At 63.5% G+C, this 21,774-nt stretch carries 22 protein-coding genes; 14 read left to right on the top strand and 8 right to left on the bottom strand.

The genetic code is table 11. The features are described 5' to 3' along the window. From D886_RS0108980 to D886_RS0109025, 10 genes are all read left to right on the top strand, one after another. Entirely contained in the window at positions 1-753 is a 753-nt protein-coding gene (locus D886_RS0108980; RefSeq protein ID WP_027593600.1) for a transporter substrate-binding domain-containing protein, read from the top strand. A 171-nt stretch (positions 754-924) separates the two neighbouring features. Beyond that, a complete protein-coding gene (locus D886_RS0108985) occupies positions 925-1,644 on the top strand; it encodes an ABC transporter permease (protein ID WP_027593601.1) in 720 nt (239 codons plus the stop codon). Next, positions 1,641-2,351, top strand: coding sequence for an ABC transporter permease (locus D886_RS0108990; protein WP_027593602.1), 711 nt, complete (start codon positions 1,641-1,643; stop codon positions 2,349-2,351). Before D886_RS0108985 ends, D886_RS0108990 begins: the two co-directional genes overlap by 4 nt. 16 nt (positions 2,352-2,367) lie before the next feature. Then, positions 2,368-3,612: an FAD-binding oxidoreductase gene (locus D886_RS0108995; protein ID WP_027593603.1), complete on the top strand. Its 1,245-nt coding sequence runs from the start codon at positions 2,368-2,370 to the stop codon at positions 3,610-3,612. 20 nt (positions 3,613-3,632) lie between these two features. Next, positions 3,633-4,415: an amino acid ABC transporter ATP-binding protein gene (locus D886_RS0109000; RefSeq protein ID WP_027593604.1), complete on the top strand. Its 783-nt coding sequence runs from the start codon at positions 3,633-3,635 to the stop codon at positions 4,413-4,415. A gap of 427 nt (positions 4,416-4,842) precedes the next feature. Further along, positions 4,843-5,652, top strand: a complete 810-nt coding sequence (locus D886_RS0109005; RefSeq protein WP_027593605.1) for a gamma-glutamyl-gamma-aminobutyrate hydrolase family protein — start codon at positions 4,843-4,845, stop codon at positions 5,650-5,652. 448 nt (positions 5,653-6,100) lie between these two features. Continuing rightward, a complete protein-coding gene (gene kdgD, locus D886_RS0109010) occupies positions 6,101-7,012 on the top strand; it encodes a 5-dehydro-4-deoxyglucarate dehydratase (RefSeq protein ID WP_027593606.1) in 912 nt (303 codons plus the stop codon). Positions 7,013-7,116: 104 nt separating this feature from the next. Then, the gene (locus tag D886_RS0109015; protein ID WP_027593607.1) at positions 7,117-8,478 is read left to right on the top strand and encodes an MFS transporter; all 1,362 of its coding nucleotides are present in this window, start codon (positions 7,117-7,119) and stop codon (positions 8,476-8,478) included. A gap of 78 nt (positions 8,479-8,556) precedes the next feature. Continuing rightward, positions 8,557-10,110, top strand: coding sequence for a galactarate dehydratase (gene garD, locus D886_RS0109020; protein WP_027593608.1), 1,554 nt, complete (start codon positions 8,557-8,559; stop codon positions 10,108-10,110). 77 nt (positions 10,111-10,187) lie between these two features. Next, positions 10,188-11,768 carry an aldehyde dehydrogenase (NADP(+)) gene (locus D886_RS0109025; protein ID WP_027593609.1) on the top strand — a complete coding sequence of 527 codons (1,581 nt, stop codon included), beginning with the start codon at positions 10,188-10,190 and terminating at the stop codon, positions 11,766-11,768. 170 nt (positions 11,769-11,938) lie between these two features. Here the strand turns inward: D886_RS0109025 and D886_RS0109030 are convergent, their stop codons facing one another. Then, positions 11,939-12,688 carry a FadR/GntR family transcriptional regulator gene (locus tag D886_RS0109030; protein ID WP_027593610.1) on the bottom strand — a complete coding sequence of 250 codons (750 nt, stop codon included), beginning with the start codon at positions 12,686-12,688 and terminating at the stop codon, positions 11,939-11,941. Between the two features lie 197 nt (positions 12,689-12,885). Between D886_RS0109030 and D886_RS0109035 the strand changes: the two genes are divergently transcribed. Together D886_RS0109035 and D886_RS0109040 are read left to right on the top strand one after the other, a co-directional pair. Further along, positions 12,886-13,536 carry a DUF998 domain-containing protein gene (locus D886_RS0109035; RefSeq protein WP_027593611.1) on the top strand — a complete coding sequence of 217 codons (651 nt, stop codon included), beginning with the start codon at positions 12,886-12,888 and terminating at the stop codon, positions 13,534-13,536. Between the two features lie 74 nt (positions 13,537-13,610). Continuing rightward, on the top strand, positions 13,611-13,940 hold the full coding sequence (locus D886_RS0109040; RefSeq protein WP_027593612.1) for a hypothetical protein: 330 nt from the start codon (positions 13,611-13,613) through the stop codon (positions 13,938-13,940). A 122-nt stretch (positions 13,941-14,062) separates the two neighbouring features. Here the strand turns inward: D886_RS0109040 and D886_RS0109045 are convergent, their stop codons facing one another. Both D886_RS0109045 and D886_RS0109050 read right to left on the bottom strand, forming a co-directional pair. Beyond that, entirely contained in the window at positions 14,063-14,998 is a 936-nt protein-coding gene (locus D886_RS0109045) for a LysR family transcriptional regulator (RefSeq protein WP_027593613.1), read from the bottom strand. 27 nt (positions 14,999-15,025) lie between these two features. After that, positions 15,026-16,000, bottom strand: coding sequence for a quinone oxidoreductase (locus tag D886_RS0109050; RefSeq protein WP_027593614.1), 975 nt, complete (start codon positions 15,998-16,000; stop codon positions 15,026-15,028). A 194-nt stretch (positions 16,001-16,194) separates the two neighbouring features. Here D886_RS0109050 and D886_RS0109055 point away from each other — a divergent pair, with 194 nt between their 5' ends. Continuing rightward, a complete protein-coding gene (locus D886_RS0109055; protein WP_027593615.1) occupies positions 16,195-17,103 on the top strand; it encodes a LysR family transcriptional regulator in 909 nt (302 codons plus the stop codon). Here D886_RS0109055 and D886_RS0109060 read toward each other — a convergent pair whose 3' ends face one another. The 4 genes from D886_RS0109060 to D886_RS0109075 form a co-directional block, all read right to left on the bottom strand. Continuing rightward, a complete protein-coding gene (locus tag D886_RS0109060; protein ID WP_027593616.1) occupies positions 17,104-17,619 on the bottom strand; it encodes a DMT family transporter in 516 nt (171 codons plus the stop codon). It abuts the gene before it with no gap. A gap of 123 nt (positions 17,620-17,742) precedes the next feature. Continuing rightward, positions 17,743-18,321 (bottom strand): hypothetical protein, encoded by a 579-nt coding sequence (locus tag D886_RS0109065; RefSeq protein WP_027593617.1) that lies wholly within the window; start codon positions 18,319-18,321, stop codon positions 17,743-17,745. A 68-nt stretch (positions 18,322-18,389) separates the two neighbouring features. Further along, the gene (locus D886_RS0109070; RefSeq protein ID WP_027593618.1) at positions 18,390-19,682 is read right to left on the bottom strand and encodes a sorbosone dehydrogenase family protein; all 1,293 of its coding nucleotides are present in this window, start codon (positions 19,680-19,682) and stop codon (positions 18,390-18,392) included. Further along, the gene (locus D886_RS0109075; protein WP_097151376.1) at positions 19,679-20,053 is read right to left on the bottom strand and encodes a DUF2231 domain-containing protein; all 375 of its coding nucleotides are present in this window, start codon (positions 20,051-20,053) and stop codon (positions 19,679-19,681) included. The genes D886_RS0109070 and D886_RS0109075 overlap by 4 nt, the downstream gene beginning before the upstream one ends. A gap of 246 nt (positions 20,054-20,299) precedes the next feature. Between D886_RS0109075 and D886_RS0109080 the strand changes: the two genes are divergently transcribed. Next, positions 20,300-20,599: a hypothetical protein gene (locus tag D886_RS0109080; protein WP_027593620.1), complete on the top strand. Its 300-nt coding sequence runs from the start codon at positions 20,300-20,302 to the stop codon at positions 20,597-20,599. Between the two features lie 17 nt (positions 20,600-20,616). On the opposite strand, the gene D886_RS0109085 is transcribed toward D886_RS0109080, so the two are convergent. Continuing rightward, a complete protein-coding gene (locus D886_RS0109085; protein ID WP_027593621.1) occupies positions 20,617-21,429 on the bottom strand; it encodes a class I SAM-dependent methyltransferase in 813 nt (270 codons plus the stop codon). Positions 21,430-21,774 lie beyond the last annotated feature (345 nt).

Genomic DNA, 21,774 nt, shown 5'->3' on the forward strand with positions numbered 1-21,774 from the left:
ATGAACAAGACCATGGCTATGGTAGGTGCGTGTGCCCTGCTGCTGGCGGGCGCCGCCAGTGCTGAAACCCTGCGTTTCGCCACCGAAGGTGCCTACCCGCCCTTCAACTATGTCGACGCCGATAACCAGCTGCACGGCTTCGACATCGACATCACCCACGCCCTGTGCGAACAGATGAAAGTCGAATGCACCCTGGTCGCCCAGGATTGGGAAGGCATCATCCCGGCCCTGATGGCGCGCAAGTACGACGCCGTGGTCGCGTCGATGATCAATACCGAAGAGCGCCGCAAGAAAATCGCCTTCACCGATCATTACTACCGTACCCCGCTGACTGTGGCTGTGGCCAAGGACAGCAAGATCACCGATGCCCAGAACAACTTCGTCGGCTACACCGTGGGCGCCCAATCCTCGTCGACCCAAGCCATCTATGCCGAAGACGTCTACGGCAAGGCCGGTGCCGACGTGAAACTCTACCCGACCATGGATGAAGCCAACGCCGACCTGGCCGCAGGCCGCCTGGATGGCGTGATCGCCGACAAGTTCCCCCTGCACGAGTGGATGACCAAGAACGGCCAGGACTGCTGCAAGATCCTCGGCGACGTGGCCGACACCAAGGCCGACGCGGCCATTGCCGTGCGCAAGGATGACGAGGCGCTGCGCCAACGCCTGAATACCGCACTGCAACAGATCGTTGCCAACGGTACCTACCAGAAGATCGCCAGCAAGTATTTCGCCTTCGATATCTACAACTGATCTTCAGGAAACGACGCAATCCTGTAGGAGCAGCCTTGTGCTGCGAAAGGGCCACAGAGTGGCCCCCTGCAATCTGTGCCGCGGCATACACCCTGGGGCTGCTCCGCAGCCCTTTCGCGACACAAGGCCGCTCCTACCAAGAGAACGCGTTGCTCACCTTAGGGGTTTGTCATGCTCGATCAATTGTCCTTGCTGTCCTTCGCCAGCGGAGGCTGGGGCCAGGCGTTGCTGGCCGGCGCCTTGGTCACCGTTTCGCTGGCCCTCGCCTGCCTGCCCATCGGCCTGCCGCTGGGCTTGGCCGTAGCGTTTGCCGCACGTTCGCGCAAACGCCTGCCACGGGCCTGGGCCACGACCTTTTCTACCGTGTTCCGCGGCCTGCCCGAACTGCTGACGCTGCTGATCATCTATTACGGCTGCCAGATCGCCGCGCAAAAAGTGTTGGCCGCCCTCGGCTATCAAGGCGAATTCCTGATCAACACGTTCCTGGCCGCCATGATCGCCTTCAGCCTGGTGTTTGCCGCATTCTCTAGCGAAATCTGGCTGGCAGCCTTCAAGACCCTGCCCAAAGGGCAACTTGAAGCGTGCTCGGCACTGGGCCTGAGCAAGCGCACAGGCTTCTTCAAGGTGGTGCTGCCACAACTGACGCGCATCGCCCTGCCCGGCCTGTCCAACAACTGGTTGTCGCTGCTCAAGGACACCTCGCTGGTGTCGACCATCTCGCTGGTCGACCTGATGCGCCAGACCAACTTGGCCGTCAGCGTGACCAAAGAGCCGATGTTCTTCTATGGCGTTGCCTGCCTGGGTTACCTGCTGTTCTCGGCGGTCTCGGGACGGGTCTTTGCCTTCATTGAACGGCGCAGCAGCCGTCACCTGCAAGGAGCCCGGGCATGAATATCGAACAATGGCTGGCAGCCGTCCTCGACCCGGACCTGCTGGAACGCTACGGCCCGCGCTTCGTCGATGGGCTGCTGGTGACAGCCAAGCTAGTGGCGATTTCATTCACCCTGGGCGCCGTACTCGGCCTGCTGCTGGCACTGGCACGCTTGTCGCGCAGCCAGGTGCTGCAGCGCCTGTCGGCCGGTTATGTGTACTTCTTCCGCGGCTCACCGCTGCTGGCGCAGTTGTTCCTGCTTTATTACGGCCTCGGCTCGTTGAAAGGTTTCTGGCAGGACGTCGGCCTCTGGTGGTTCTTCCGCGAAGCGTGGTTCTGCACGTTGCTGGCATTCACCCTGAACACCGCCGCCTACCAGGCCGAGATCTTCCGCGGCAGCCTGATGGCCGTCGCGCCTGGGCAGCATGAGGCGGCGCGGGCACTGAACCTGAGCCGCTCGACCACCTTCTTCAAGGTGATCCTGCCGCAGTCGCTGCTGGTGGCCATCGGCCCTCTGGGCAATGAACTGATCCTGATGATCAAGGCCAGCGCGATTGCTTCGCTGGTGACCATCTACGACCTGATGGGCGTGACCAAACTGGCGTTCTCGCGCAGTTTCGACTTCCAGATCTACCTGTGGGCCGCCGTGCTCTACCTGGTGATCGTCGAGCTGGTACGTCGCCTCCTGAAACACCTGGAAGCCCGCCTGGGCCGCCACCTGAACTGACCGAAGGATACGTTCCATGCATTGCCAGACTCTCGTTCTCGGCGCCGGCATTGTCGGCGTCAGCACCGCGCTGCACCTGCAGGCGCGCGGGCGCCAGGTGATTCTGATCGACCGCGACGAACCCGGCAGCGGCACCAGCCATGGCAACGCCGGGCTGATCGAGCGCTCCAGCGTGATTCCGTATGCCTTCCCCCGGCAAGCGGGCGCGCTGCTGCGTTACGGCCTGAACCGCCAGCCCGACGTACGCTACAGCTTGCTGCACTTGCCCAAGGCCGCACCGTGGTTGTGGCGCTACTGGCGCCAGTCGGCGCCGGGGCGCCTGGCGGGTGCCGCCGCCGACATGTTGCCGCTGGTACAGCGCTGCGTCGAAGAGCATGACGCGCTGATCGAAGCCGCCGGCCTGGAAGGGCTGGTTCAGGCCAAAGGCTGGATCGAGGTGTTCCGCGACCCGGCCCTGTTCAATCAGGCCAAAGAGGACCTCAAAGGCTTGAGCCGTTACGGCCTGCAGTACGAGATTCTCGAATGCGGGCAGCTTCAGGCACGCGAACACCAACTGGACAGCACCGTGGTGGGTGGCATTCATTGGCTCGACCCGAAGACCGTGAACAACCCCGGCGCCCTCACCCGCGGCTATGCGGCGCTGTTCGTCCAACGTGGCGGGCAGTTCCTGCATGGCGATGCGCGCAGCCTGCGCCAGGTCGAAGGGCAATGGCAGGTCGACAGCCGTCGCGGCCCGGTCACCGCCGACGAAGTGGTGGCCTGCCTAGGCCCACAGTCGGCCGACCTCTATGAAGGCCTTGGCTACCAGATTCCGCTGGCGATCAAGCGCGGCTACCACATGCACTACGCCACCCGTGACGGTGCGCAACTCGAGCATTCGATCTGTGATACCCAAGGTGGCTATGTACTGGCGCCCATGGCCCGGGGCGTGCGCCTGACCACCGGTATCGAGTTTGCTGCCAGCGACGCGCCAGGCAACGAAATCCAGCTGCGCCGCTGTGAAGCCTTGGCCCGGCGGTTGTTCCCAGCACTCGGCGAACGCCTTGATGACACGCCATGGCTGGGCCGGCGCCCGTGCCTGCCAGACATGCGCCCAGTGATTGGCCCAGCGCCGCGGCACAAAGGCCTGTGGTTCAACTTCGGGCATGCACACCATGGCCTCACCCTGGGCCCGGTCAGTGGCCGGCTGCTGGCAGAACTGCTGACCGGCGAGCGCCCGTTTACCGACCCTGCGCCCTACAGCGCGACACGTTTCGACTGAACCCTGCGGAGAACAACAATATGACCGCCCCTTTGAGCCTTGCCAGCCTTGCTCCAGCACCCGACCCGCGCCCGGTACTGATCCGTATCGAGGGTTTGAACAAGCACTATGGCGCGTTTCATGTCTTGCGCGACATCGACCTGCAGGTCCGCGAAGGCGAACGCATCGTCCTGTGCGGCCCGTCCGGTTCGGGCAAGTCGACGCTGATCCGCTGCATCAATCGCCTGGAAGTGGCCGAAAAAGGCAGCGTCCAGGTGGATGGCACCGACCTGGCCGCCACCACGCGCCAGGCGGCGCAGATCCGCAGCGAGATCGGCATGGTGTTCCAGCACTTCAACCTGTTCCCGCACATGAGCGTGCTCGACAACTGCCTGCTGGCACCCACCAGCGTGCGCGGGCTGTCGCGCAAGGACGCCGAGGAACGCGCGCGCATGTACCTGGCCAAGGTCGGCATCGAAAGCCAGGCGCACAAATACCCCAGCCAGCTGTCCGGCGGCCAGCAACAACGCGTGGCCATCGCCCGCGCCTTGTGCATGAAACCCCGCATCATGCTGTTTGACGAGCCGACCTCGGCGCTGGACCCAGAGATGGTCGCCGAGGTGCTGGATGTGCTGGTGAAACTGGCCGACACGGGCATGACGATGCTCTGCGTCACCCATGAAATGGGCTTTGCCCGGCAGGTGGCCGAGCGGGTGCTGTTCCTTGAAGGTGGGCAGATCATCGAGGACAGCCCGCCGCAGGTGTTCTTCAACCAACCGAAGACCGAGCGGGCCAAAGGGTTCCTGGCGCAGATACTGCACTGAATCCGTGTAGGAGCAGCCTTGCGCTGCGAAGAGGCCAGTGCAGACACGAAGATTTACGCTGCTGCCACTGGCCTCTTCGCAGCACAAGTCCATCGATTACAGGTGGCGTGCCAATGCATACGCCGCCTTCATTGCACCGCTGCAATGAACCAACTGCGTCGTTAAATATAATTGACCTCACCCCCTGCCAAACCCTTGCCGCCACAGGCCTGCAACGGTTTAACCCCCCTGAAATCGGCGTATACCCCCCTCTAAAGCCTCTACCAGTCGTTTGACATATCGAACGGCTCTGGCAAGCTAGCAACAAGTCCCGACCGGAATCGTCGCCTCTGACGAGCCGGCAGTGCTCGGGGCTTCAGGTCGCACTCAAGGCCCCGGCCGTGCGCCTGCACAACAACGACAGGTCGAACCTGTCCCAAGGTGACATATGTCCAACAGCAACATTGGCAACAAGCAACCTTCCCTGCGCAAACCCGTCGTTCTGATGACCATGGGCAGCCAAGAGCGCAAAGGCCATGACTATCAGGTCATGACCCACAAATACATTACTCCGCTGGTCGACTTCGCCGGTTGCGTCCCGGTCCTGGTGCCCACCTGCTGTGGCACTGAAGACCTCGAGACCTACCTGGACATGGCCGACGGCGTCTACCTGACCGGTGCCGGCAGCAACATCGACCCGGCCCTGTACGGCCAGGAGAACGAAACCCCCGGCAAAGGCCAGGACAAGGCACGCGACCTGTTCGACATCCCGCTGGTCAAGGCAGCCCTCAAGCGTGGCCTGCCGATCTTCGGCATCTGCCGTGGCATGCAGGAAATCAACGTGGCGCTGGGTGGCGACATCTACCAGAAGGTGTACGCCGAGCCAGGCTTCAACGACCACCGCGAAAACCCCGAAGACCCGGTCGACGTGCAGTACGCTCAAGTGCATGCCGTGAAGGTCAAGCCAGGCAGCTGGCTGCGCGACACCCTGGGCTGCGACGAGATCCGCGTGAACTCGCTGCATGGCCAAGGCCTGCGCAACTTGGGTATAGGCATCGAGCCGATCGCCCTCGCCGAAGACGGCCTGGTCGAGGCTATTCATGCCCCGAGCATTTCGCCCTTCCTGTTCGCGGTGCAGTGGCACCCCGAGTGGCAAGCCGCGAAAAACCCTGATTCGATCAAGATCTTCCAAGCCTTCGGCGACGCTTGCCGCGCCCAGGTTCGCAAGTCCCAGGTCAAGCACCATCAGGCTGCCTGACACAAAGCTTCGTTAGCTTTGATCGCGGGGCGGCGCAAGGCCGCCCCCGCTTCCCCGGTCACCCTCTGCTGGTCCCAGAACACTTCCCGTGGATGCGGGCGGCGGGCTTGTGCCTGTCTCCGCGATCGTTTTTTCCTCCCCCCTCAAGAGATACGATGACTGTTTGCCATGAACCTGAGTGCCAGGCTTCATGCATGATCGGTTGTCGCCTACTACGCCCCATCCGCGGGCAAGCCCGCTCCCACAGGGTTTTCTAGGTGCTGAATGTTTGCGATTTCCCTGTGGGAGCGGGTTTACCCGCGAAAGGGCCGCCTGCAGAAACACGCCTTCCTCAGCCCACCAGGGAAAAAAAATGCATCGAGGGACTAGTCATCGTACAAGTTGTACGATAACTTACCTCCATCGCTTCTACACACCCTCACCCAAGCGCCACAGGATGCCTATAACAATGAATCCACAAGAACTGAAATCCATCCTCTCCCACGGCCTGCTGTCTTTCCCGGTCACCGACTTCAATGCCCAGGGCGACTTCAACCAGGCGGGTTACATCAAACGCCTGGAATGGCTGGCCCCTTATGGCGCCAGCGCCCTGTTCGCAGCCGGCGGTACCGGTGAGTTCTTCTCCCTGGCGGCCAGCGAATACAGCCAGGTGATCAAGACTGCCGTCGACACCTGCGCCACTTCGGTGCCGATCCTCGCCGGCGTTGGTGGCTCGACCCGCCAGGCCATCGAATACGCGCAAGAAGCCGAGCGCCTGGGTGCCAAGGGCCTGCTGCTGCTGCCGCACTACCTGACTGAAGCCAGCCAGGACGGCGTCGCCGCCCACGTCGAAGCCGTGTGCAAATCGGTGAAGATCGGTGTAGTGGTCTACAACCGTAACGTCTGCCGCTTGAACGCCGACCTGCTGGAAAAACTCGCCGAGCGTTGCCCGAACCTGATCGGCTACAAAGATGGCCTGGGTGATATCGAGCTGATGGTGTCGATCCGCCGCCGCCTGGGCGATCGTTTCAGCTACCTGGGTGGCCTGCCGACCGCCGAAGTGTATGCTGCTGCCTACAAGGCCTTGGGTGTGCCGGTCTACTCGTCGGCCGTGTTCAACTTCGTGCCAAAGACCGCGATGGACTTCTACCACGCCATCGCCCGCGAAGACCACGCCACCGTTGGCAAGCTGATCGACGACTTCTTCCTGCCGTACCTGGACATCCGTAACCGCAAGGCCGGCTACGCAGTCAGCATCGTCAAGGCGGGCGCCAAGATCGCCGGTTACGACGCAGGCCCGGTGCGCACGCCGCTGACCGACCTGACAGCTGAAGAATACGAAATGCTCGCAGCCCTGATGGACAAGATGGGTCCGCAATAAGCGAACCCCCGCGGCCTGTCTCAGCCGCACCCGGAGTGGGAAGCCCCCACTCCGGTTACACCTCGTGAGCCCGCACAAAAATAACTAGTGGGAGTACTACCAGCATGCAAGCGACTAAGAAGACGCATGTGCGCTACCTGATCCTGTTCATGCTGTTTCTGGTGACCACGATCAACTATGCCGACCGCGCTACCATTGCAATCGCAGGTTCCAGCCTGCAGAAAGACCTCGGCATTGACGCCGTCACCCTCGGTTATATCTTCTCTGCCTTTGGATGGGCTTACGTGGCTGGCCAGATCCCTGGTGGTTGGCTGCTCGACCGTTTCGGCTCCAAGAACGTCTACGCCTTCAGCATCTTCACCTGGTCGCTGTTCACCCTGTTGCAAGGGTTTGTCGGTGGCCTGCCGGTGGCATGGGCAATCGTAACGCTGTTCACCCTGCGTTTTCTGGTCGGTTTTGCCGAAGCTCCGTCGTTCCCGGGCAACGCCCGCATCGTCGCGGCCTGGTTCCCCACCGCAGAACGCGGCACGGCCTCAGCCATCTTCAACTCGGCCCAGTACTTCGCCACCGCACTGTTTGCCCCAATCATGGGCTGGATTGTCTTCAGCTTCGGTTGGGAACACGTGTTCGTGGTCATGGGCGGCCTCGGCATCCTGTTCTCGTTCGTGTGGATGAAGACCATCTACAACCCCAAGCAACACCCGCGCATCAGCCAAAGCGAGCTCGAGCACATCGAGCAGAACGGCGGCCTGGTGGACATGGACCAGAAACGCGGCAACGACGGCCCGAAATGGGGCTACATCAAGCAGTTGCTGACCAGCCGCATGCTGCTGGGCGTGTACCTGGGCCAGTATTGCATCAACGCCATCACCTACTTCTTCCTGACGTGGTTCCCGGTGTACCTGGTGCAAGAGCGTGGGATGACCATCCTCAAGGCGGGCATCATTGCCTCGCTGCCGGCCATTTGCGGCTTCATCGGTGGCGTGCTGGGCGGGGTGCTGTCGGACTGGCTGCTGCGCCGCGGCAATTCGCTGACCTTCTCGCGCAAGCTGCCGATCGTCTGCGGCCTGTTGCTGTCGACCACAATGGTCTTCTGCAACTATGTCGACGCTGAATGGATGGTGGTCGGTTTCATGACCTTGGCCTTCTTCGGCAAAGGCATTGGTGCACTGGGCTGGGCTGTGGTCGCCGATACCTCGCCCAAGCAGATCGCCGGCCTTTCGGGCGGCCTGTTCAACACCTTCGGCAACATCGCCTCGATCACCACGCCCATCGTCATCGGCTACATCATCAGCGCCACCGGTTCGTTCAAGTGGGCCCTGGTGTATGTAGGCGCCAACGCCCTGGTCGCGGTGTTCAGCTACCTGGTGATCGTCGGCCCGATCAAGCGCATCGAGCTGCATGAACCCCCAAAGGCTGAAGCCGACGTCACCGCCAATGGTGACCTGGCAAGCGCCCGACACTGAGTGAACACGCCCGCGCCCGGCACCTGCCGGCCGCGGGCGGATGTATAAAGCCTGAGCAATCACAAGAAGGGCCCGAACATGCAGTTGATCGAACATTCCGACTCGCCCCGCTACGTCCGCCTGCACGATGACGACAATGTCGTGGTAGTGGTCAACGACGGTGGCCTGGGCGAAGGCGCCCGCTTTCCCGACGGCCTGACCCTGGTCGAAGGCGTGCCGCAGAGCCACAAGGTCGCCACCGTACTGATCGCCAAAGGCGAGCCGGTGCGCCGCTATGGGCAGATCATCGGTTACGCCCTTGAAGACTTGCCCCAAGGCAGCTGGGTTCAGGAAAGCCAGCTGGCCATGCCAGAAGCCCCAGCGCTGGACAGCCTGCCGCGCTGCGACGCCGTCCCCGACGCCTTGCCGCCGCTCGAGGGGTTTACCTTCGAGGGCTACCGCAATGCCGACGGCACCGTCGGCACCCGCAACATCCTCGGCATCACCACCACCGTGCAATGCGTGACCGGCGTGCTGGAGCATGCGGTCAAGCGCATTCGTCAAGAGTTGCTGCCGCTGTACCCCAACGTCGATGACGTGGTCGCCATCACCCACAGCTACGGCTGCGGCGTGGCGATCAACGCCCGCGATGCCTACATCCCGATCCGCACCGTGCGCAACCTGGCGCGTAACCCTAACCTTGGCGGCGAAGCGCTGGTCATCAGCCTGGGCTGTGAAAAGCTGCAGGCCGGCCAGGTCATGCACGACAACGACCCCTCGGTAGACCTCAGTGACCCGTGGCTGTATCGCCTGCAGGACGCCAGCCTGGGCTTCGGCGAAATGATCGAACAGATCATGGCGCTGGCTGAAACCCGCCTGAAGAAGCTCGACCAGCGCCGTCGCGAAACGGTGCCCGCCAGCGAGCTGATCCTGGGCATGCAGTGCGGCGGCAGCGATGCCTTCTCCGGCATCACTGCCAACCCCGCGCTGGGCTATGCCTCCGACCTGTTGGTACGCGCCGGCGCGACCGTGCTGTTCTCGGAAGTGACCGAAGTGCGTGACGCCATCTACATGCTGACCTCCCGCGCCGAGAACCAGGACGTGGCCGATGCGCTGGTGCGCGAGATGGACTGGTACGACCGCTACCTGCAGCAAGGTGCGGCCGACCGCAGCGCCAACACCACGCCGGGCAACAAGAAAGGCGGCCTGTCGAATATCGTCGAAAAGTCCTTGGGCTCGATCGTGAAGTCCGGCAGCGGCTCTATTCAGGGCGTGCTCGGCCCTGGCGAGCGAGTCGCCCGCAAAGGCCTGATCTTCTGCGCGACCCCGGCCAGCGACTTTGTCTGCGGTACCTTGCAGCTCGCAGCTGGCATGAACCTGCATGTCTTCACCACCGGCCGCGGCACGCCGTACGGCCTGGCCATGGCACCCGTGGTCAAGGTGTGCACCCGCACCGAGCTGGCCGAGCGCTGGCCTGACCTGATCGACATCGACGCCGGGCGCATCGCCACAGGCCGCTCGAGCATCGAGGAACTGGGTTGGGAGCTGTTCCACTACTACCTGGACGTGGCCAGCGGCCGCAAGCAGACCTGGGCCGAACAACACCGGCTGCACAACGACATCACCCTGTTCAACCCGGCGCCGATTACCTGATGTAGCGGTTTGGCATGGCCCCTGTGGGAGCGGGCCATGCCGTCCTTCAGCCTTTTATTTCTTCAAAGGAGCACCCCATGCCTGAGATCCTCGGCCACAACTTCATCGCCGGCCAGCGCAGCGCCGCTGGCGCGCAACGCCTGCAGAGCCTGGACGCCACCACTGGCGAGGCCCTGCCCTACAGCTTTGCCCAGGCCACCGAGGCTGAAGTGGACCAAGCCGCCCAAGCCGCCGCTGCCGCCTTCGCCGAATTCCGCCAACTGGCCCCGGCGCGCCGCGCCGAATTCCTCGATGCCATCGCCGCCGAACTGGATGAGTTGGACGACGCCTTCGTCGCCATCGTCTGCCGCGAAACCGCCCTGCCTGCAGGGCGTATCCAGGGCGAGCGCGGGCGTACCAGTGGCCAGATGCGCCTGTTCGCGCAAGTCCTGCGCCGCGGTGATTACCTGGGGGCACGCATCGACCTGGCCCTGCCGGATCGCCAACCGCTGCCTCGTGTCGACCTGCGCCAGATGCGCATTGGCGTAGGCCCGGTTGCCGTGTTCGGTGCCAGCAACTTCCCGCTGGCCTTCTCGACTGCCGGTGGCGACACCGCCGCCGCCCTCGCCGCAGGCTGCCCGGTAGTGTTCAAGGCGCACAGCGGCCACATGGCCACAGCCGACCTGGTCGGTTGTGCCATCCAGCGCGCCGCTGAGCGCACCGGCATGCCCAAGGGCGTGTTCAACATGGTCTTCGGCGGCGGGGTCGGCGAATGGCTGGTCAAGCACCCGGCGATCCAGGCCGTCGGCTTTACCGGCTCGCTCAAGGGTGGCGATGCGCTGTGCCGCATGGCCGCCGAACGCCCACAGCCGATCCCGGTGTTTGCCGAGATGTCGAGCATCAACCCGGTGATCATCCTGCCCGGCGCCCTGGCCAAACGTGGCGAAGCCATCGCCCGCGAACTGGCTGGCTCGGTGTGCCTGGGTGCCGGCCAGTTCTGCACCAACCCTGGCCTGGTGATCGGCCTGCAATCGCCGCAATTCAGCCAGTTGCTGGCTGACCTCGGCCAGCACCTCGACCAACAGGCTGGCCAGACCCTGCTCAACGCCGGCGGCCTGCGCAGCTACGTTGGCGGCCTGGAGCACCTGCACGCCCACGCTGGCATCGAGCACCTGGCCGGCCAGGCACAGGAAGGCAACCAGGCCCGCGCCCAGCTGTTCAAGGCTGAAGCCCGCCTGCTGGTCGACGCCGACCCGTTGCTGCAAGAAGAAGTGTTTGGCCCAACCACTGTGGCCGTCGAAGCCCAGGACAACGAACAACTGCGCGCCGCACTGCTCGGCCTGCGCGGCCAACTGACCGCGACCCTGATCGGCGAGCCGGAGGATTTCGAAGCGTTCGCCTGGCTGGTGCCGCTGCTGGAAGAAAAGGTCGGCCGGATTCTGGTCAATGGCTACCCGACGGGTGTCGAAGTGTGCGACGCCATGGTGCATGGCGGGCCGTACCCGGCAACCTCAGATGCACGCGGCACGTCGGTCGGCACCTTGGCCATCGACCGTTTCCTGCGCCCGGTGTGCTACCAGAACTACCCGCAGGCGTTGCTGCCTGAGGCGCTGCGCGATGGCAACCCGCTGGGGCTGCGTCGCCTGGTGAATGGGCAGTGGAGCGAAGAGGCGATCTGATCGTCTTTAGAATGGAAAAAGCCCCGCACATGTCGGGGCTTTTTCTTTTGTCTGTACCGGCCCCTTCGCGGGTGAACCCGCTCCCACAGGATCACTGCAGGCCTGAAATCTGTGCCACCCCTGTGGGAGCGGGTTTACCCGCGAAGAGGCCGGCCTGGGCGACAGAGGGCTCAGACCCCCTGCGCTTCCGCCTCTTCATGCGCCTGACGCAATCGCTCGCGGCTGTTGCTCAAGTGCATGCGCATGGCCATCTTCGCCCCTTCGCTGTCTTGCCGGGCAATCGCTTCGTAGATCGCCTCGTGCTCATGCATCAACCGGCTCATGTAGTGCGCCTGGTCATCATGGGCCAGGCGTGCCGAATTGAGCCGGGTACGTGGAATGATGCTGGTACCCAGGTGGTTGATGATGTCGGCAAAGTAGTGGTTGCCGCTGGCCTGGGCGATGCGCAAGTGGAACTGGAAGTCCGCGGACACGGCATCGGTCGCATGGGCCGCGCCTTCGTTGAGCTCGTCCAGCGCTGCGCGCATGCCAACCAGCTGTTCATCACTGCGCCGCTGCGCCGCCAACCCTGCCGACTCGATCTCCAGGGCAATGCGCAACTCCAGCACTGCCAGCACTTCGCGCAGGGTCACCACGGTCGCCGGGTCGATGCGGAAACCGCCCGTAGCCGGTGCGTCCAGCACAAAGGTGCCGATGCCATGGCGGGTCTCCACCTGGCCTGCGGCCTGCAGCCGCGAGATGGCCTCGCGCACCACGGTGCGGCTGACGCCCTCTTCCGCCATGATCTGCGATTCGGTCGGCAGCTTGTCGCCGCGCTTGAGCTGGCCGCTGCGAATTCGCTCGGTCAGCACCGTGACCAGTTCCTGGGCCAGACTGCGCGGCTTGCGCCGGGTCCTTGCCTGTACCTGCTGCTCTGTCATGCCCTGTATTTCACCTTGAAAGACAGCGCCCATGATAGCGCAAGCAGTTGTACGATCACATACACCCAATGCGGTATTTCACACTGTGTCTGCGACACGCGGAATGCGAAAAATCAGCGCCACATGCTGGCCCAAAGCCAGCGAAAGGCTGTACCGTGCGGCTTCGCGCTCACTTATCCATGGAAGGAAACGACAGCATGAAACCGCTCGACCGAATTCTGCTCGCCACTGGCCTGCTGATCCCCCTGTGGCTACTGGCTGGCGTCTGGCTGACCGCCCAGGCGTACCCCGGCTATGACCACCTGCAACAGGCCATGAGCCAACTCGGCGCCGTGGGTGCAGCCACCCAGCACTGGTCTGCGTTGGTCAACAACTTCCCACTGGCCGTGTTGTTCGCACTGTTTGCCTGGGGCCTGGCCCGTCGCTGGCAGGGATCGACCCTGGCGCGGGTCAGCGCGGCCCTGGTGCTGCTGCATGGCCTGGGCAGCCTGGGCTCCGGCTGGTTCCCCTGCGACCAAGGGTGTGCACCGGCACAGCCTTCGCTGTCGCAGCAGTTGCACAACCTCTCAGGCTTGCTGATGTTCCTTTCGTTGACTTGGGCCAGTGCGCTGTGGGCCTGGCTAGGCAACCGGGTGGCCGGCTCACGGGCCTTGAGCCTGTTCTCCTTGGCAGCCGTAGTGCTGGCGATCGTGACCGTCGCGCTGATGGGCCAGGCTGTTGAAAGTGGCCATCTGTTCGGCTTGTACCAGCGCTTGAACTACGGCGTATCGGTCATCTGGGTGGCAGGCCTTGCCTGGGCCAGCCTGCGTGCCCCCGCCTCAGCGCGGTTGCGAATGGCCACTGCCTGACGGCAAATTGCTGGCCCCCAGGCGTTTGAAGGGAAGGCAAACTCCCTTCTCCTTCAGATGCTTAGGACAGCAACATGCGAGTACTTCTAGCAACGATGGCCGGCTGCCTGCTGGCCACGGCCGCCTTCGGCGTGCAGGCCAGGACGCTGAGCCAGAATGATCGCCAGACCTGTGGCTGGGGCGCACAGATCGCCGCAGAAGCCCAGCAGGCCAAGCTATCAGGGGTAACCCTGTATGCCACGCGCAAGAAGTTACAGGCGCGCAAGTTCGCCAAGCCGTGGATGCGCATGACCGCGTTCGGCATTACCGAGCAGACTTACAACAGCCGTTCGCGATTGAAACCTGCGGCGATCAAGCAGACCTATTACGAGCAATGCGTGCAGCATGCCGTCGCAAAGCGATAAATTCATATTTTTCAGTACTTTAGCCTGATCATTTGCAGCAAAACGTTAACAACAGGCGGAACAACCACAAATAGTTTTATCGTTTGATTTCAACTAGTTAAACAATAAAATTAAGGCGAAATCTAAAGATGATCGCCCTGGTGCCGCCAGGGCGCTCCCGCACTGAACTGCTCAGTCACCCACGCCTTGAAAACCCCGAGTGCAGCGGTGTTCAGCCGTGCCGTAGGCCGCACCAGGTAGATCCCTGCCGCCACGTCGAGCTGCCAGTGCGGCAGCACCCTCACCAAGCGCCCACTGGCCAAATCCTCGCCCATCAGCCAGTCGCCGCCAGCCAATATGCCCACACCCCGCCGAGCAGCTTCGAGCAAGGCTTCGTTGTCATTACTGCGCAACGAACCACTGACTTTGACACTGACTTGCTGCGCTTGCCGGGTGAGGCGCCATTCGGGAAACGAACGCAAGCCGCTGAAGCCGAGGCAGTTATGCCCGGCTAGCTGCTCAGGCTGCTGCGGCGTGCCATGACTGGCCAAGTAGCCCGGCGAGGCGCAGAGGATGCGGCGGTGATCGCACAGCTTTTGCGCCACCAGGCGGTTATCGGCCAACTCGCCAATACGGATGGCAGCGTCAAAGCCCTCGCCGATCAGGTCAACGAAGCGATCGGCGTATTCGGCCTCCACTGTGACCTGCGGATAGGCCAGCACAAAATCCGCCAACATCCCGCTCAACCAGCGCCGCCCCATGGCCGCCGGCAAGGCGAGGCGCAAACGCCCCCGCACCGTTACCGCCCCTTGCGTGGCTTCCTGTTCGGCTTCGGCGATCAGCCGGCTGGCCTCGCGCACCCGCGCCACCAACCGCTCACCTTCGTCGGTGAAGCGCAGTTGCCGCGTGCTGCGCTCAACCAGGCGGATGCCAAGGCGTGCTTCGAGTGCGCTCAGGCGCTTGGACAGCACCGTGGGGTGGCGCGCCAGTTGCTGTCCAGCAGCCGCGAACGACCCCTGCTCGTGCAAGGCCAGCAAGGTGGCAAGTTCATCGGCGCGGCGGCTGTCGAAGGCGTCCATGGCAAGGCTCGGCAGAAGGTAGGAAAGTCAGGCAATGAGAATCAGCGCCCCTTCCGACAGCCCTTGCTCCAGGTCCGCGTGGGCCCTGGCCGCTTCGGCCAGCGGGTAGCGACGCCAGACCCGAGGCTGGATGATACCTGCGTCGACCGCCGCCAGCACATCGGCGGCGCGCTGCTGGTACTCCTCGACGGTGCGCGTATGGGCTGCCAGTGACGGGCGCGTCAGGTACAGGGAGCCCTTGGCATTGAGCGTGGCCACTTCAATGGCCGCCGGCGCGCCGGAGGTGCCACCAAACGACACCAGCAACCCGCGCGGGCGCAGGCTGTCCAGCGAGGCCTCCAGCGACACCTTGCCGACACTGTCATACACCACGTCCACGCCCTCGCCGTGCGTCAACTCACGCACCTCCCTGGCCAACGTGGCCGCCTCGAACACCATCACGTGATGGCAGCCCGCCGCCCGCGCCCGCTCGACGCTCTGCGGTCGCGACACCACGCCAATCACGGTCGCCCCCAGGTGCCTGGCCCAAGACGCCATGAGCTGCCCCAATGCCCCGCCCGCGCCATACAGCAGCACCTGGGTACCCGGCCCCACGCGGTAGGTGCTCTTCAGCAGGTACTGCGCGGTGATGCCCTTGAACAATACGGCTGCGGCGGCTTCGTCATCCAGTGAGTCCGGCAGCTTGACCAGGCGCTCGGCAGGGAACAGCCGCCCGCTGGCATAAGCGCCTACCGGGCCCATCGCATACGCCACCCGGTCCCCCACGCGCACATTGCTCACCCCTTCACCCACCGCGCTCACCCGCCCGGCGCCCTCCAGCCCCAGGCCAGACGGCAATGCCAGGGGCGCCCCGCCCTTGCGCTGCAGTACGTCCAGCGGGTTGACGCCCATGGCGGTCTGCTCCAGCCAAACCTCGCCTGGCCCTGGCACTTGCGGTTGGACGTGCTGCACCTGCATGACATCGGCAGTACCGGTGGCGTTGAGTGTTATACGGTTGGCCATGATCGACTCCTGTGAGGATGACGGTTTCGATACAGGCTAATTAGGCATGGCAAGTTGAACAATACGGCGCAGTGCAGATGATTTCTGCAACCCGTGCAGCAATAGCCGACCGCCATGCGCACCGCCGCGCACCCAAACCAGAGCATCTGTTAGGCTGATCAAAGCCCGCCCAACCAGCCTCGACTATTCGCCCCATGGATGAACTGCGCAAGATCGACCTCAACCTGCTGCTGGCCTTGCATGCACTGCTGACAGAGAAGCACGTGACCCGCGCCGCCCTGCGCCTGCACCGCAGCCAGCCGGCGGTGAGCCATGCGCTGGCACAATTGCGCAGGCACTTCGATGACCCCTTGTTGATTCGCCAGAACGGCCGCATGGCCCTGACCGCACGTGCGCAGGCACTGGCCAAGCCGCTGCAAGATGCCTTGGGCAACCTCAACGCGCTGCTGGCCGCTCCGCTGTTCGACCCTGCCAAGGCGCAGCGTCGGTTCCGTTTGTCGTTGTCCGACTATGCTTCGCGCATCATCCTTCCGCCCCTGGTCCGCCACGTGCGCCAGGTAGCACCCGGTGTAGACCTGGCAATCAGCCAGGCCAGCCGTGAAACCATGCTGGCCCAGCTGCTCGACGGGGAGCTCGACCTCGCCTTGGGCCTATTCCCCGAGCTGCCGCAGAGCATCACCGCCCAGCCCCTATTCGAGGAACACTTCATCAGTGTTGCCGACCGCCAGGTGCTGCCTGCCAGTGGGGGCCTAGCGTTGGCCGACTGGCTGACTCGCCCCCATGTGTTGATGGCCATGCACCCCGATGCCCATGATGAAATAGAACGCGCATTGGCCGCCCACGGCCTGCAGCGGCGGATAGCCCTGGCACTGCCGCACTGGAGCGCAGCGGTCGAGGTGCTTGCGGGCACCGATCTGATTCTCACGGTGGCCAGCCGCGCGGTAGGCTCATTGCGCCAGCATCAGGCGTTGCGCCGGTTTGAGCCGCCACTGACCATTCCTTCGTTTGCCTATCAGCAGGCCTGGCACAGCCGCAAAGACAGCGACCCCGGGCATCGCTGGCTGCGCGAGGCCGTGTGGGCCTGCAGCCAGCCAGGCACTTGATCAGCGCTGTGACTGCTCGAGCACCACAGGCTTGGCCGCAGCGCTGCTCCCCCAGCCCCCCTGGACCAGGAAGACCCCACACAGGATCAGCACCACGCCTGCCAACCGGGCCAGGCTAACCGGTTTGCCCCCTAGCCCCATTATCCCGAAATGGTCAGCGATGACCGCCGTCAAGATCTGCCCTGCCACCACCAGCACTAGAAAGCCCGCGGCGCCCAGTTTCGGCGTCAGTGCTGCCGCGCCGGCCACGTAGAGCGCGCCCAGCACGCCGCCAATCCACAGCCACCACGGCCCTTGGAGGGCCTTGCCCAGATCTGGCGTTGGCACCCGCAGTATCAGCAGCGCCGCAATCACCACCACTGAACTGACCGTCAGCGAGGTGAACGCCCCCCATAACCAGTGGCCCAACGCCCGGCCAACAGCGGCGTTGCCAGCTGCCTGAAACGGCAGCACGGCACCCGCCAGCAACGCCATCGCCACAGGGATACCCAACAGAACCATCGACTTGCTCAACATGACTTGCCTCACCTTGTAGTGTGATGGAGGCCATGATCGATGGATCTGCACCGGTTATGGAAATCAAACACATGCACCCCGACTATTCGCCGCGTGAATAGCCGGGCACCTCACACGCCGAACCTAGCGTGAGGTCTCCACGCGCAGCACTTCGGTGTAGATGGCATCGACCGTCTGGCCGACCTTGAGGTTCTTCATGCGCGCCTGCAGGTCAGGGTTCTCGACCTTCACCACCTGCAGCTTGCCTTCCGGCGGCAGCAGGCTCACCTCATGCTTCTTGAGGTCGATCTTCTTGATCTGCGACGTGACCTTGACCTGGCGGAACGCCTCACCGCCGGGGTTGGGGTTGTCCTTGGTGGCGCGAATGCTGCCGGACTCATCACTCACTTTAGGCGCGCCGCCCACGTCGGTATTGAGCACATAAGCCACAGCGCGGGTCACGTAGATGTCGACCGTGTCGCCGACCTTGAGGTTGGGCAGCGCCTTGGCCTTCTCGGTCAGTTGGAAGGTCACAGGCTTGCCGTTGGCGCCCTCCACCGTGACCTGGCGGCTGGCCAGGTCGATAGCCTGCACCTTGGTGGTGACATGGCTTTCCAGCGCTTCGCTACCAATCGGCACATCAGCGGCCTGGGCCGTGAAGCTGCCAGCGAAGACCAGCGAGGCGAGTGCGACAGCGCGAGCGAGTGAGCTAATGGGTTTCATAGGCCTGCTTCCCTGTATTCGTTTCCGGGTTGGCGCGTGAAAGGTTCACGCGCCAACAAGCATAGTCATTACTGGCTGCGCGTCACCCGCCAGACCGTATTGGCCAGGTCGTCGGCAATGATCAAGGCACCGCGCGGGTCGACGGTGACCCCCACCGGCCGCCCACGCGTCTTGCCGTCCTCGCCCCGGAAGCCCGTGGCGAAGTCGATCGGTTCGCCTGCCGGCTTGCCATTGCTGAACGGCACGAAGATCACCTTGTAGCCCACGGGGTTTGGCCGGTTCCAGCTACCGTGCTCACCCACGAACACCCCGTCGGCGAAGCGCTCGCCCATGGCCGGTACCGAGAAGTCGACCCCCAATGCAGCCACATGCGAGCCAAGGCTGTAGTCCGGCTTGATTGCCGCCGCCACCTTGTCCGGGTTCTGTGGCCTGACCCGGTCATCGACGTTCTGGCCCCAATAACTGTAGGGCCACCCATAAAACCCACCTTCACGCACCGACGTCAGGTAGTCCGGGACCAGATCAGGGCCGAGCTCATCACGCTCGTTGACCACCGCCCACACCTGCCCGCTCTGCGGCTGAACAGCCAAGGCCGTCGGGTTGCGCAAGCCGGTCGCATAGGGCCGGTGAGCACCGGTCTGGGCATCGACCTGCCAGACCATGGCCCGATCGATCTCCACTTCCAGGCCGCGCTCGGTGATGTTGCTGTTCGAGCCGATACCCACATAAAGGAAGCGCCCATCAGCGCTGACGGCCAACGATTTGGTCCAGTGGTGGTTGATTTCGGCAGGCAGGTCGGTGACCTTGACCGGCGCACCGCTGGCCTTGGTCTGGCCCTCCTGGTAGTCGAAACGCACCAATGCATCCTGGTTGGCCACGTACAGCTTGCCGTTGGCAAACGCCAGGCCGTAAGGGGCGTTGAGGTTTTCAGCAAACACCGTCTGCACCTCGTAGGTGCCATCGCCGTCGGCGTCGCGCAGCAAAGTCAGGCGATTGCCGCCTTTGACCTGGGTATTGCCTTTGGCCTTGATCTGGCTGGCGATCACATCCTTGGGTTTGAGTTTTGCGGCGCTGCCGCCGCGGCCTTCGGCTACGAGAATATCGCCATTGGGCAGCACCAGGCTCTGGCGCGGGATGTTCAGGCCGGTGGCGATTGCCGTGACGCTGAAGCCCTCAGGCACAGTCGGCTTCTGCTCACCCCAGGCAACCGGCTCAGCGATCTTCATGCTCGGCAGCAAACCACGCTGGGGCTCAGGAAGCTTGGGGTCCGGGCCATGGGCTTGAGTGGGCGTGCCTTCCCCACCACAGGCACTGATCAGTAACGCCATGCTCAACAGGCTCAAGGTATGCAAAGGCTTCATGCCACACCTCCCGAACGCAGGTTGCTAAGGCCAGTCCACGCCGCGACAGTTGCGAGCGCGGTCACAATGACCGACAGCACCAACCCCGACGGCATCACTGCCCAGGCGTCCTTGGCATGCTCGAAGGCATTGACCACCCCCAACACCCAGGTCGCCAGCAACAGCACGAAATACAGGGTCGCACGCCCGCCTTTGCGCTCGGCGCGGATCAGGTTGACCAACGCGAACAGCAGCGCCAGCCCACAGAACACCAAGCCACCGGCGATCAGCCAGGCCGCGAAGTTGCTCCATTGGATCTGGTAGCTATTGAAGTAGGCGATATCGCTCAACAGCGCGCCAAGAAACAGCGGAACACTGCCGGCCAACAGCATGGCGTGCAATGGGCCTGGCGTGCAGCGGTAGAGGGTTTGCTCAGATGCGGTCACGGCGCCTCCTTATCGTTCAGTGACCCGGGCCTGATGACAAAGACATCATCAGGCGTGCGCGGGGTGCGCTAAAGAAAGGAGCGTCTCTACGACGCGATAGTTCACCGTTTCGCTTGAATGGTATCCTGCAAGCACCCGCGCTGTGCTTTTCTACCTTCAGCGCTTTGGCATCACTCGAACAAGGAGAACAGCATGAGCGACTACCGGGAGCGCACGTGGGCGTTCTGGGCACTGATCACGCTGCTCATCCTCGGCCTGGGGCTGAGCGCAGGCTGCTCCAGCAAGAAAAACCAAGCCCGCTATGCGGCCTCCACCGTTGGCTCCAACTGCTTCGCCAAGGCCGTACCGACTACGGGCGAAGGTGGCCTGGCCTGGGGCAATACCCTGAGCATTGCCCGGCAGAAGTCGCTGAACAACTGTGTGCGCTATGCAGGCAGGTCTGGGGGGACGCCGAAGACCTGCCAGGTGGTGATGGCCAAGTGCAAGAACTAGGCAGCAGTCGCTGACGCTCAACGCCGCGTGATCACCACCTCCAGATACTCGCTGGGGACCACCAGCGAGGCCCCGCCCCCCACGTTGTTTTCATTCAACAGCGCAGTCAGGTCGCTTTCCAGCGCATTGGCGGCTTCAGGCGCCAATGCCGCAAACGCCTTGTGCACCGGCCCATACCAAGTGCGGAACACATCGATGAAGTGCGCTGCAGAGCGATAGCGGAAGTTGAAGTGTTGATGGGTGACCTGCATCTGGCCCAGCGCCCTGTCGAACAGTACCCGTAACTGTTCCTCGTCACCCCAGCGCGAAGGGGGCAATGCCCCGGCTGGCGGCGGAACGTGGCGCCCGAGCGTCTTGAACATCTGGCCAACGAAACCCTGGGGCGTCCAGTTCGCCAGGCCAATCCGGCCGCCGGACCGACAGACGCGGCTCAATTCCCGCGCGGCCTGGGCCTGATCGGGGGTGAACATCACACCGAAGGTCGACAGAACGGCATCGAATGCACCCTCGGCGAACGGCAACGCTTCGGCATCGGCCACTTGAAACACCACGTTCAGGTGCTCGGCCTGAGCGCGTGCCTCACCGCGCTTGAGCAACTCGGCCACGTAGTCGGTGGAGGTGACGCGGCAACCGCGCCGCGCGGCGGCCAGGGTGGCATTGCCGTTGCCGGCCGCCACGTCCAGTACCTGCTCGTCCCAGCGCAAATCACAGGCTTCGGCCAGGCGTTCGCCCACCAGCTGCAGGGTGGTGCCGATCACGGCGTAGTCACCGCTGGCCCACGCTGCTTGCTGGCGGGCTTTCAAGGCATTGGTATCCAAAGGGGTGCTCATGGTCTGCGCCTTCTTGTTGTGCGCGGCCGAGGTCCTTCTGGCGGTCATCGCGCCATGGATAGGTTGAGGGGTCGAGCCCGTGGGGGTAGCAAAAAATTATGCGCCTGATGGGGGAAGCGGCAAGCGGTGGGGGGTGAGAGGCAAGACGGATTTGAGATAGCGGAAAGCATTAACCGCTATATGGGGATGGTTGCGAGGTGTACGGTTTGGGGGGGTTGGCGCTTGCGGGATCGAGCGCCGCTTGCGCGACGCTTCGCAGCACAAGGCTGCTCCTACAATTGTTTCGGGCCAATTAATCCTGCGGCAGTGGCGCGCGACATTCTTGGCGCCGAATCGGGCCTGTGT

This window comes from Pseudomonas sp. LAIL14HWK12:I7 (genome assembly GCF_000483465.1).
Taxonomy (GTDB): domain Bacteria; phylum Pseudomonadota; class Gammaproteobacteria; order Pseudomonadales; family Pseudomonadaceae; genus Aquipseudomonas; species Aquipseudomonas kermanshahensis.

What these genes read in the sequence shown, in the direction of transcription:
- D886_RS0109050 (WP_027593614.1), bottom strand. Translation starts at nt 16,000, where the DNA reads ATGGCCAACCGTATAACACTCAACGCCACCGGTACTGCCGATGTCATG.
- D886_RS0109035 (WP_027593611.1), top strand. Translation starts at nt 12,886, where the DNA reads ATGAAACCGCTCGACCGAATTCTGCTCGCCACTGGCCTGCTGATCCCC.
- D886_RS0109015 (WP_027593607.1), top strand. Translation starts at nt 7,117, where the DNA reads ATGCAAGCGACTAAGAAGACGCATGTGCGCTACCTGATCCTGTTCATG.
- D886_RS0109070 (WP_027593618.1), bottom strand. Translation starts at nt 19,682, where the DNA reads ATGAAGCCTTTGCATACCTTGAGCCTGTTGAGCATGGCGTTACTGATC.
- D886_RS0108995 (WP_027593603.1), top strand. Translation starts at nt 2,368, where the DNA reads ATGCATTGCCAGACTCTCGTTCTCGGCGCCGGCATTGTCGGCGTCAGC.
- D886_RS0109065 (WP_027593617.1), bottom strand. Translation starts at nt 18,321, where the DNA reads ATGAAACCCATTAGCTCACTCGCTCGCGCTGTCGCACTCGCCTCGCTG.
- D886_RS0109030 (WP_027593610.1), bottom strand. Translation starts at nt 12,688, where the DNA reads ATGACAGAGCAGCAGGTACAGGCAAGGACCCGGCGCAAGCCGCGCAGT.
- D886_RS0109025 (WP_027593609.1), top strand. Translation starts at nt 10,188, where the DNA reads ATGCCTGAGATCCTCGGCCACAACTTCATCGCCGGCCAGCGCAGCGCC.
- D886_RS0109040 (WP_027593612.1), top strand. Translation starts at nt 13,611, where the DNA reads ATGCGAGTACTTCTAGCAACGATGGCCGGCTGCCTGCTGGCCACGGCC.
- D886_RS0109080 (WP_027593620.1), top strand. Translation starts at nt 20,300, where the DNA reads ATGAGCGACTACCGGGAGCGCACGTGGGCGTTCTGGGCACTGATCACG.
- D886_RS0108985 (WP_027593601.1), top strand. Translation starts at nt 925, where the DNA reads ATGCTCGATCAATTGTCCTTGCTGTCCTTCGCCAGCGGAGGCTGGGGC.
- D886_RS0109005 (WP_027593605.1), top strand. Translation starts at nt 4,843, where the DNA reads ATGTCCAACAGCAACATTGGCAACAAGCAACCTTCCCTGCGCAAACCC.
- D886_RS0109045 (WP_027593613.1), bottom strand. Translation starts at nt 14,998, where the DNA reads ATGGACGCCTTCGACAGCCGCCGCGCCGATGAACTTGCCACCTTGCTG.
- D886_RS0109085 (WP_027593621.1), bottom strand. Translation starts at nt 21,429, where the DNA reads ATGAGCACCCCTTTGGATACCAATGCCTTGAAAGCCCGCCAGCAAGCA.
- D886_RS0109060 (WP_027593616.1), bottom strand. Translation starts at nt 17,619, where the DNA reads ATGTTGAGCAAGTCGATGGTTCTGTTGGGTATCCCTGTGGCGATGGCG.
- kdgD (WP_027593606.1), top strand. Translation starts at nt 6,101, where the DNA reads ATGAATCCACAAGAACTGAAATCCATCCTCTCCCACGGCCTGCTGTCT.
- D886_RS0109055 (WP_027593615.1), top strand. Translation starts at nt 16,195, where the DNA reads ATGGATGAACTGCGCAAGATCGACCTCAACCTGCTGCTGGCCTTGCAT.
- garD (WP_027593608.1), top strand. Translation starts at nt 8,557, where the DNA reads ATGCAGTTGATCGAACATTCCGACTCGCCCCGCTACGTCCGCCTGCAC.
- D886_RS0108980 (WP_027593600.1), top strand. Translation starts at nt 1, where the DNA reads ATGAACAAGACCATGGCTATGGTAGGTGCGTGTGCCCTGCTGCTGGCG.
- D886_RS0108990 (WP_027593602.1), top strand. Translation starts at nt 1,641, where the DNA reads ATGAATATCGAACAATGGCTGGCAGCCGTCCTCGACCCGGACCTGCTG.
- D886_RS0109075 (WP_097151376.1), bottom strand. Translation starts at nt 20,053, where the DNA reads ATGCTGTTGGCCGGCAGTGTTCCGCTGTTTCTTGGCGCGCTGTTGAGC.
- D886_RS0109000 (WP_027593604.1), top strand. Translation starts at nt 3,633, where the DNA reads ATGACCGCCCCTTTGAGCCTTGCCAGCCTTGCTCCAGCACCCGACCCG.